The organism is Aquabacterium sp., assembly GCF_041915145.1.
Classification (GTDB): Bacteria; Pseudomonadota; Gammaproteobacteria; order Burkholderiales; family Burkholderiaceae_C; genus Aquabacterium.
In genome coordinates this window covers 37,315-43,575 of the sequence record NZ_JAYSBZ010000023.1, presented here as the reverse complement: position 1 = coordinate 43,575, position 6,261 = coordinate 37,315, and the positions used below count along the sequence as shown (strand labels likewise).

The following is a 6,261-nucleotide window of genomic DNA, read 5'->3' as shown; positions in this document are numbered from 1 at the left end:
GTAAGGGCACATGTACTTGCACATCTGCTCGCGCAGATAGCCGGCGTTGCCGTAGGTGGCGAAGCCGTAGAACAGCACCCAGAACCATTCCCAGGCCGACAAGTTGAACGTGCCCAGCTCGGCCGCCAGCGTGCGGATCGGCGTGAAGTAGCCGACGAAGCTGAAGCCGGTGACGAGGCCGATGGCGACCCACGCGGTCTGCTTGGCCGACTTGCGCCACAACTTGTTGATCGACCACGGCGCCTGATCGAGCCGCATGCGCGCGAGGCGGTCGCCCTCGATCTTGCGCTCGACCCACATGAACATCTCGGTGTAGACCGTCTGCGGGCAGGCGTAGCCGCACCACAAGCGCCCGGCCACCGCGGTGAAGAAGAACAGCGCCAGCGCCGAGATCACCAGCAGCACGGTGAGGTAGATGAAATCTTGCGGGTACAGCACCAGGCCGAAGATGTAGAAGCGGCGCGTGTCCAGGTCGAACAGCATGGCCTGGCGGCCGTTCCACTGCAGCCACGGCAGGCCGTAGAACACGAGCTGCGTCAGCCACACCATCACCCAGCGCCAGTTGGCGAACCAGCCCTTGACCGTGCGCGGATAGATCTTGGCGTGCTTTTCGTATAGCGAGACCGAGGTGACGTCGGCAGGCACCGGCTGGATCGGGATGATGGGCGGGCGGGGGGCTTGACTCACGGCAAAGACGCGACTGAAAAAGACGATGCCCGATCACCACGGTGGTGTCGGGTTGGTTTCATAAGATACCATTTCCATGAATCTTATGCTTACACCGGGGCTCCGCCGATCATCATGCGCCTGACCACCATGACCGACTACTCGCTGCGATTGCTGATGTACGTCGGGCAGCACCCGGATCGGCTGTGCACCATCAGCGAGATCGCGCAAGCCTACGGCATCTCCGAGGCGCACCTGATGAAGGTCACGCACCAGCTCGGTCTGCACGGCTGGATCGAAACCGTGCGCGGCAAGGGCGGCGGCATGCGGCTGGCCCGCGCGCCGGCCGAGATCAATGTGGGCGAGGTGGTGCGAAGCATCGAGCCCGACTTCAATCTTGTCGAGTGCTTCTCGACCGGCAACACCTGCGTGCTGACCAATCGCTGCGAGCTCACCACCTTGCTCGGCGGCGCGATCGAGGCATTCATGTCCCACCTCGGCGCGCACACGCTGGCCGACTTGCTGCCGCGACGCCAGACCTGCGTCGTCATGCCCCCCGCCAGCCGCCGCGCACGCGCTTCGCTGCCTTGACCCCCGATGGGCCACCGGCCCGCGCGCGACAAGCAATCGCAGACTTGATCCACATGAAGCAGCGGAGCCTCCGGCGGCCTCTCATCGTTAATCCGCAGACACCTACCATCGGTTTGCTTGACGAGGGTCAACAGTAAGGCTATTCGGGCTCCAGACACTACCGCTAGCGTTTTCGATCCATAAAAAACGCTAAATACAGTAGGAGACCCGCATGCCCGCCACGCCCCTTGCCGCTGCCGATCAGCGCCCGGTTGCCGTTATCAAGCGCAACGGCGCCACCGCCAGCTTTCATCTCGACAAGATCACCCACGCCATCGCCTGCGCCGGTCAGGCCACGGGCGAATTCGATGCGTCGCGCGCCCAAGCGCTGGCCGAGCTGGTGTGCCGGGCGCTGCAGCGCCGCGTGCCCACCGTCGAGCAGGTGCAGGATCAGGTCGAGCGCACCCTGATCGAGGGCGGCCACTTCGACACCGCCCGCGCCTACATCGTCTACCGCGAGCAGCGCAGCCAGTTGCGCGCCGACAAGGCCTGCGCCGTCGACGTCGAGCGCTCGGTCAACGAATACCTGAGCCAGCAGGACTGGCGCGTCAACGCCAACGCCAACCAGGGCTACTCGCTGGGCGGCCTGATCCTCAACGTGTCGGGCAAGGTGGTGGCCAACTACTGGCTCACGCACGTCTACCCGCGCGAGATCGGCCACGCGCACCGCGAGGCCGACGTGCATATCCACGATCTCGACATGCTCAGCGGCTATTGCGCCGGCTGGTCGCTGCGCACGCTGCTGCACGAGGGGCTCAACGGCGTGCCGGGCAAGGTCGAGGCCGGTCCGGCCAAGCACCTGTCGAGCGCGGTGGGGCAGATCGTCAACTTCCTGGGGACGCTGCAAAACGAGTGGGCCGGCGCGCAGGCGTTCAGCTCGTTCGATACCTATCTGGCTCCGTTCATCCGCAAGGACAACCTGGGTTACGACGAGGTGCGCCAGTGCATGCAAGAGCTGGTCTACAACCTCAACGTGCCTTCGCGCTGGGGCACGCAGACGCCCTTTACCAATCTCACGTTCGATTGGGTCTGCCCCGAGGATCTGCGCGAGCAGGTGCCGGTGATCGGCGGCGTCGAGATGCCGTTTGCCTACGGCGATCTGCAGGCCGAGATGGACATGATCAACCGCGCCTACATCGAGGTGATGATGGCCGGCGACGCCAAGGGCCGCGCGTTCACCTTCCCGATCCCCACCTACAACATCACCAAGGATTTCGCCTGGGATCACCCCAACACCGAGCGGCTCTTCGAGATGACGGCCAAGTACGGCCTGCCCTACTTCCAGAACTTCTTGAACTCCGATCTGCAGCCCAACATGGTGCGCTCGATGTGCTGCCGCCTGCAGCTCGATCTGCGCGAGCTGCTCAAGCGCGGCAACGGCTTGTTCGGCTCGGCCGAGCAGACCGGCTCGCTCGGCGTGGTCACGCTCAACTGCGCGCGGCTGGGCTATCTCTACAAGGGCGACGAGGCCGCGCTGCTGGCGCGCACCGACGAGCTGCTCGAACTCGGCAAGAACAGCCTCGAAATCAAGCGCAAGGTGATCCAGCAGCACATGGACGCGGGGCTCTTTCCGTACACCAAGCGCTATCTGGGCACGCTGCGCAATCACTTCTCGACGCTGGGCGTGAACGGCATCAACGAGATGATCCGCAACTTCACCGACGACGCCGAAGACATCACCACCGCGTGGGGCGTGGCGTTTGCCCTGCGTTTCCTGGATCACATCCGCGCCCGCATCACGGCCTTCCAAGAAGAAACCGGCCACCTCTACAACCTCGAAGCCACCCCCGCCGAAGGCACCACCTACCGCTTCGCCAAAGAAGACCGCAAGCGCTTTGCCGACATCCTGCAAGCCGGCCCGGCCGACATGCCCTACTACACCAACTCGTCGCAGCTGCCGGTGGGCTTTTGCGACGACCCGTTCGAGGCGCTCGAGCGCCAGGAGGCGCTGCAATCCAAATACACCGGCGGCACCGTGCTGCACCTGTATCTGGGCGAGCGGGTGTCGTCGGCCACGGCCTGCAAAGAGCTGGTGCGTCGCGCGCTCACTCGCTTTCGTCTGCCCTACATCACGATCACGCCCACGTTCTCGATCTGCCCGACGCACGGCTATCTGGCCGGCGAGCACGAGTTCTGCCCGCAGTGCGATGAACTGGCGGTGGCACGCAAGCGCGCCGAGCCGCAATCGTGCTGCCCGGGCCATTGAATTTCGAGCCGATAACGACAACCGATCTCCCTCCATTGCCCCGTTTCATACCGCCCCCTGTTTCTTTGTCCACAACCCCAAAAGGAGAGACACGATGACCCGCTTCAACACCGCCGCCCACCCCGTGCTGGCCGACCACGAGCGCCAGCGCTGCGAAATCTGGACCCGCGTGATGGGCTACCACCGCCCGGTGGCCTCGTTCAACACCGGCAAGAAGGGCGAATTCGCCGAGCGGGTGTATTTCTGCGAACCGGGCCGCGCCGCGCCAGGCACCCCGAGCCGCACCGAAGTGGCCACCCCCGAGCTGGCCTGATCCGCCCTGAGGCCCCCATGGCAGCCCGGCTCACCGTTGGCGGCTTCTCGCCGCTGAGCACGACGGATTGGCCCGACGCGCTGGCCGCCGTGGTCTTCGTGCAAGGCTGCCCATGGCGCTGCCACTATTGCCACAACATCGGTTTGCAGCCGCGCGATGCCGCGTCTGCAACCGAGTGGCCCCAGGTGCTGCAAACCCTTGAGCGGCGCCAGGGTCTGCTCGACGGCGTGGTGTTCAGCGGCGGCGAGCCCACGCTCGACCCCGCTCTGCCCGACGCGATGCGCGAGGTGCGCGCCCTCGGCTTCAAGGTGGGGCTGCACACCGCCGGCATCTACCCCGATCGGCTCGCCGAGGTGCTGCCGCTCGTCGATTGGGTGGGCTTTGATCTCAAAACCACTTTTGATGATTACGACAGCGTTACCGCGGTTCAACGCAGTAGCCAGCCGGCATGGCGCAGTTTTCAGGCGGTGCTGCAAGCCGCCCGCGAGGACGGGCTCGACTTCGAGATCCGCACCACCTATCACCCCCGCCTGCACAGCGACAACCACCTGCTGTCGCTGGCCGCCATGCTGACCGACGCCGGCGTGTCGCGCTGGGTGCTGCAGAACTTTCGCCCGGCCCACGACGAACACGCCGATCTGGCAAGCGACTGGCACGCCCCGCCACCGACGCTGCTGCAGCAACTGCGCGACTCCGGCGTCGAACTCACCTTGCGCTGAGCGGCGCAACTCCACGCAAATTGCTTGATCCAGGGCAAGAAGGCACGCTGACAACCCGCTGAGCCGCCCCCGCCGAGACTCCAATAGATGTATATTGGATAGATCTTTAAATGCCTCGCGGGAGACCGGCATGAGCACGAGCCCTGAACCGACCTCGGACGCGCTGTTCGATTACAGCGGCGACGAGGCGTGGCGCGCGCCCATCACCGAGGCCCTGCGCCGCGTGGTGGACCCCGAAGTGGCGCTGTCGATTCTCGACGTGGGTCTGGTGTACCGCATCACCGTCGAGCCCGAGAAGGCGCATGTGCTGATGACGATGACGTCGGCCGCCTGCCCCGTCACCGACGTGATCCTGGACGACGTCTACGCCGAGCTGGAACGGGTGCTGCCCATCGAGATGGACATCGCCATCGAGCTCTGCTGGGAGCCCCCCTGGACGCCCCAGCGCATGAGCGAGTCGGCGCAACGCTTCATGCGCTGGTAGGTCGCCGCACGGACACCCCATGCGCCCGAGCATGCTCCACCGCCCATCGCCCGCCCCGTCGCGCCCGTCGCTTGGCGCGGAGCGCCGACGCGCCGCAGGCTGGGTGCGTCTGGCCAAGCCGGCGCTGATGGCCCTGGTGGCCGCCAGCCTGCTCAGTGGCTTGCTCGGCGGGCTGCTGCGCGCGGGCGTGGCCCTGCCCGCGCTGGGCGCTGGCGCGTGGCCCGGGCGCGCCGTGGGGTGGCACGCAGCCTTGATGATCTGCGGCTTTCTGGGCACCGTGATCGGCGTGGAGCGCGCGGTGGCACTGCGCGCCCGCTGGGCCTTCGTCGCCCCGTTCGTCTCGGGCCTGGGCGGCGCGCTCATTCTCGTCGGGCAGACTGCGGCGAGCGCCGCGCTGTTCGTGCTGGCCGCCGCGGTTTTCGCGCTGGTCAACGTGCAGATCGTGCGCAAGCAGGCCGCGCCGCACACCGTGTTGCTGCTGGTGGCGGCGCTGGTCTGGCTGGGCGGCAACCTGCACGTGGCTTACCGGGGCCTGGGTGACACCGGCATCGCCGCCTGGTTCGCCTTTCTGGTGCTCACCATCGCGGCGGAGCGGCTGGAGATGTCGCGCCTGATGCGTCGGCAAGCTGCGGCGCAACCGCTGCTGGTCGCGGCGGTGTCGATCCTGCTGTGCGGCGTGGCGCTGGGCGCGGCGCCGGTGGCGTCGGCGTGGGGCGGCACGCTGTTCGGCGCGGGGCTGCTCGCCCTGGCGTTGTGGTTGGGCGTGTTCGATATCGCCCGCCACACCGTGCGCGCCACCGGGCTGAGTCGCTACATGGCGGTCTGTCTGCTCGGCGGCTACGCCTGGCTCGCGGTGGCCGGCGTGAGCTGGGTCGCCTACACCTTCGGTGCGCCTGCCCGCGACGCCGCGCTGCACGCGCTCGGACTGGGCTTCATCGTCAGCATGGTGATGGGCCACGCGCCGGTGATCCTGCCGGCCGTGGCGGGCATCAAGGTGCATTTCGATCGCCGCTTTTACGTGCCGCTGGCGCTGTTGCACGCATCGCTGCTGGTGCGACTGCTGGGTGGCGCCTGGTTGCCCGACTGCCGCATGCGAGGGGCCGCCCTGAACGCCGCGGCAATCGTCCTGTTCGCGCTCACGATGGCGAGCGCTGCCTGGTCATGGCGACGCCGCCACAATACGCCCCGCCCCGCTCGTCACTGACGAACGCCCCGCCGCATTCCTGCCTCATTCGATTTCCCT

7 protein-coding genes are annotated in these 6,261 nt (G+C 66.6%); 6 read left to right on the top strand and 1 reads right to left on the bottom strand.

Annotated features, from left to right (window positions below; translation table 11 throughout):
• Window positions 1-687: 4Fe-4S binding protein (locus tag ACE3SS_RS06445; RefSeq protein WP_374592339.1), on the bottom strand; the 687-nt coding region annotated here is incomplete at its 3' end.
• Window positions 688-801: 114 nt separating this feature from the next.
• On the opposite strand from ACE3SS_RS06445, the gene ACE3SS_RS06440 reads away from it, so the two are divergent.
• The 6 genes from ACE3SS_RS06440 (at window position 802) to ACE3SS_RS06415 (ending at window position 6,222) form a co-directional block, all read left to right on the top strand.
• Window positions 802-1,257 carry an Rrf2 family transcriptional regulator gene (locus tag ACE3SS_RS06440; protein ID WP_374592338.1) on the top strand — a complete coding sequence of 152 codons (456 nt, stop codon included), beginning with the start codon at window positions 802-804 and terminating at the stop codon, window positions 1,255-1,257.
• 211 nt (window positions 1,258-1,468) lie between these two features.
• The gene (locus ACE3SS_RS06435; RefSeq protein WP_374592337.1) at window positions 1,469-3,502 is read left to right on the top strand and encodes a ribonucleoside triphosphate reductase; all 2,034 of its coding nucleotides are present in this window, start codon (window positions 1,469-1,471) and stop codon (window positions 3,500-3,502) included.
• A 94-nt stretch (window positions 3,503-3,596) separates the two neighbouring features.
• Entirely contained in the window at window positions 3,597-3,815 is a 219-nt protein-coding gene (nrdD, locus tag ACE3SS_RS06430) for an anaerobic ribonucleoside-triphosphate reductase (protein WP_374592336.1), read from the top strand.
• Between the two features lie 17 nt (window positions 3,816-3,832).
• On the top strand, window positions 3,833-4,534 hold the full coding sequence (locus ACE3SS_RS06425) for an anaerobic ribonucleoside-triphosphate reductase activating protein (RefSeq protein ID WP_374592335.1): 702 nt from the start codon (window positions 3,833-3,835) through the stop codon (window positions 4,532-4,534).
• A gap of 130 nt (window positions 4,535-4,664) precedes the next feature.
• Entirely contained in the window at window positions 4,665-5,018 is a 354-nt protein-coding gene (locus ACE3SS_RS06420) for a metal-sulfur cluster assembly factor (RefSeq protein ID WP_374592334.1), read from the top strand.
• Between the two features lie 31 nt (window positions 5,019-5,049).
• The gene (locus tag ACE3SS_RS06415) at window positions 5,050-6,222 is read left to right on the top strand and encodes a hypothetical protein (protein ID WP_374592333.1); all 1,173 of its coding nucleotides are present in this window, start codon (window positions 5,050-5,052) and stop codon (window positions 6,220-6,222) included.
• The last annotated feature ends 39 nt before the right edge of the window (window positions 6,223-6,261 follow it).

Coding starts and splice junctions, on each gene's coding strand:
- ACE3SS_RS06440 (WP_374592338.1), top strand. CDS start 802: ATGCGCCTGACCACCATGACCGACTACTCGCTGCGATTGCTGATGTAC.
- ACE3SS_RS06435 (WP_374592337.1), top strand. CDS start 1,469: ATGCCCGCCACGCCCCTTGCCGCTGCCGATCAGCGCCCGGTTGCCGTT.
- nrdD (WP_374592336.1), top strand. CDS start 3,597: ATGACCCGCTTCAACACCGCCGCCCACCCCGTGCTGGCCGACCACGAG.
- ACE3SS_RS06425 (WP_374592335.1), top strand. CDS start 3,833: ATGGCAGCCCGGCTCACCGTTGGCGGCTTCTCGCCGCTGAGCACGACG.
- ACE3SS_RS06420 (WP_374592334.1), top strand. CDS start 4,665: ATGAGCACGAGCCCTGAACCGACCTCGGACGCGCTGTTCGATTACAGC.
- ACE3SS_RS06415 (WP_374592333.1), top strand. CDS start 5,050: ATGCTCCACCGCCCATCGCCCGCCCCGTCGCGCCCGTCGCTTGGCGCG.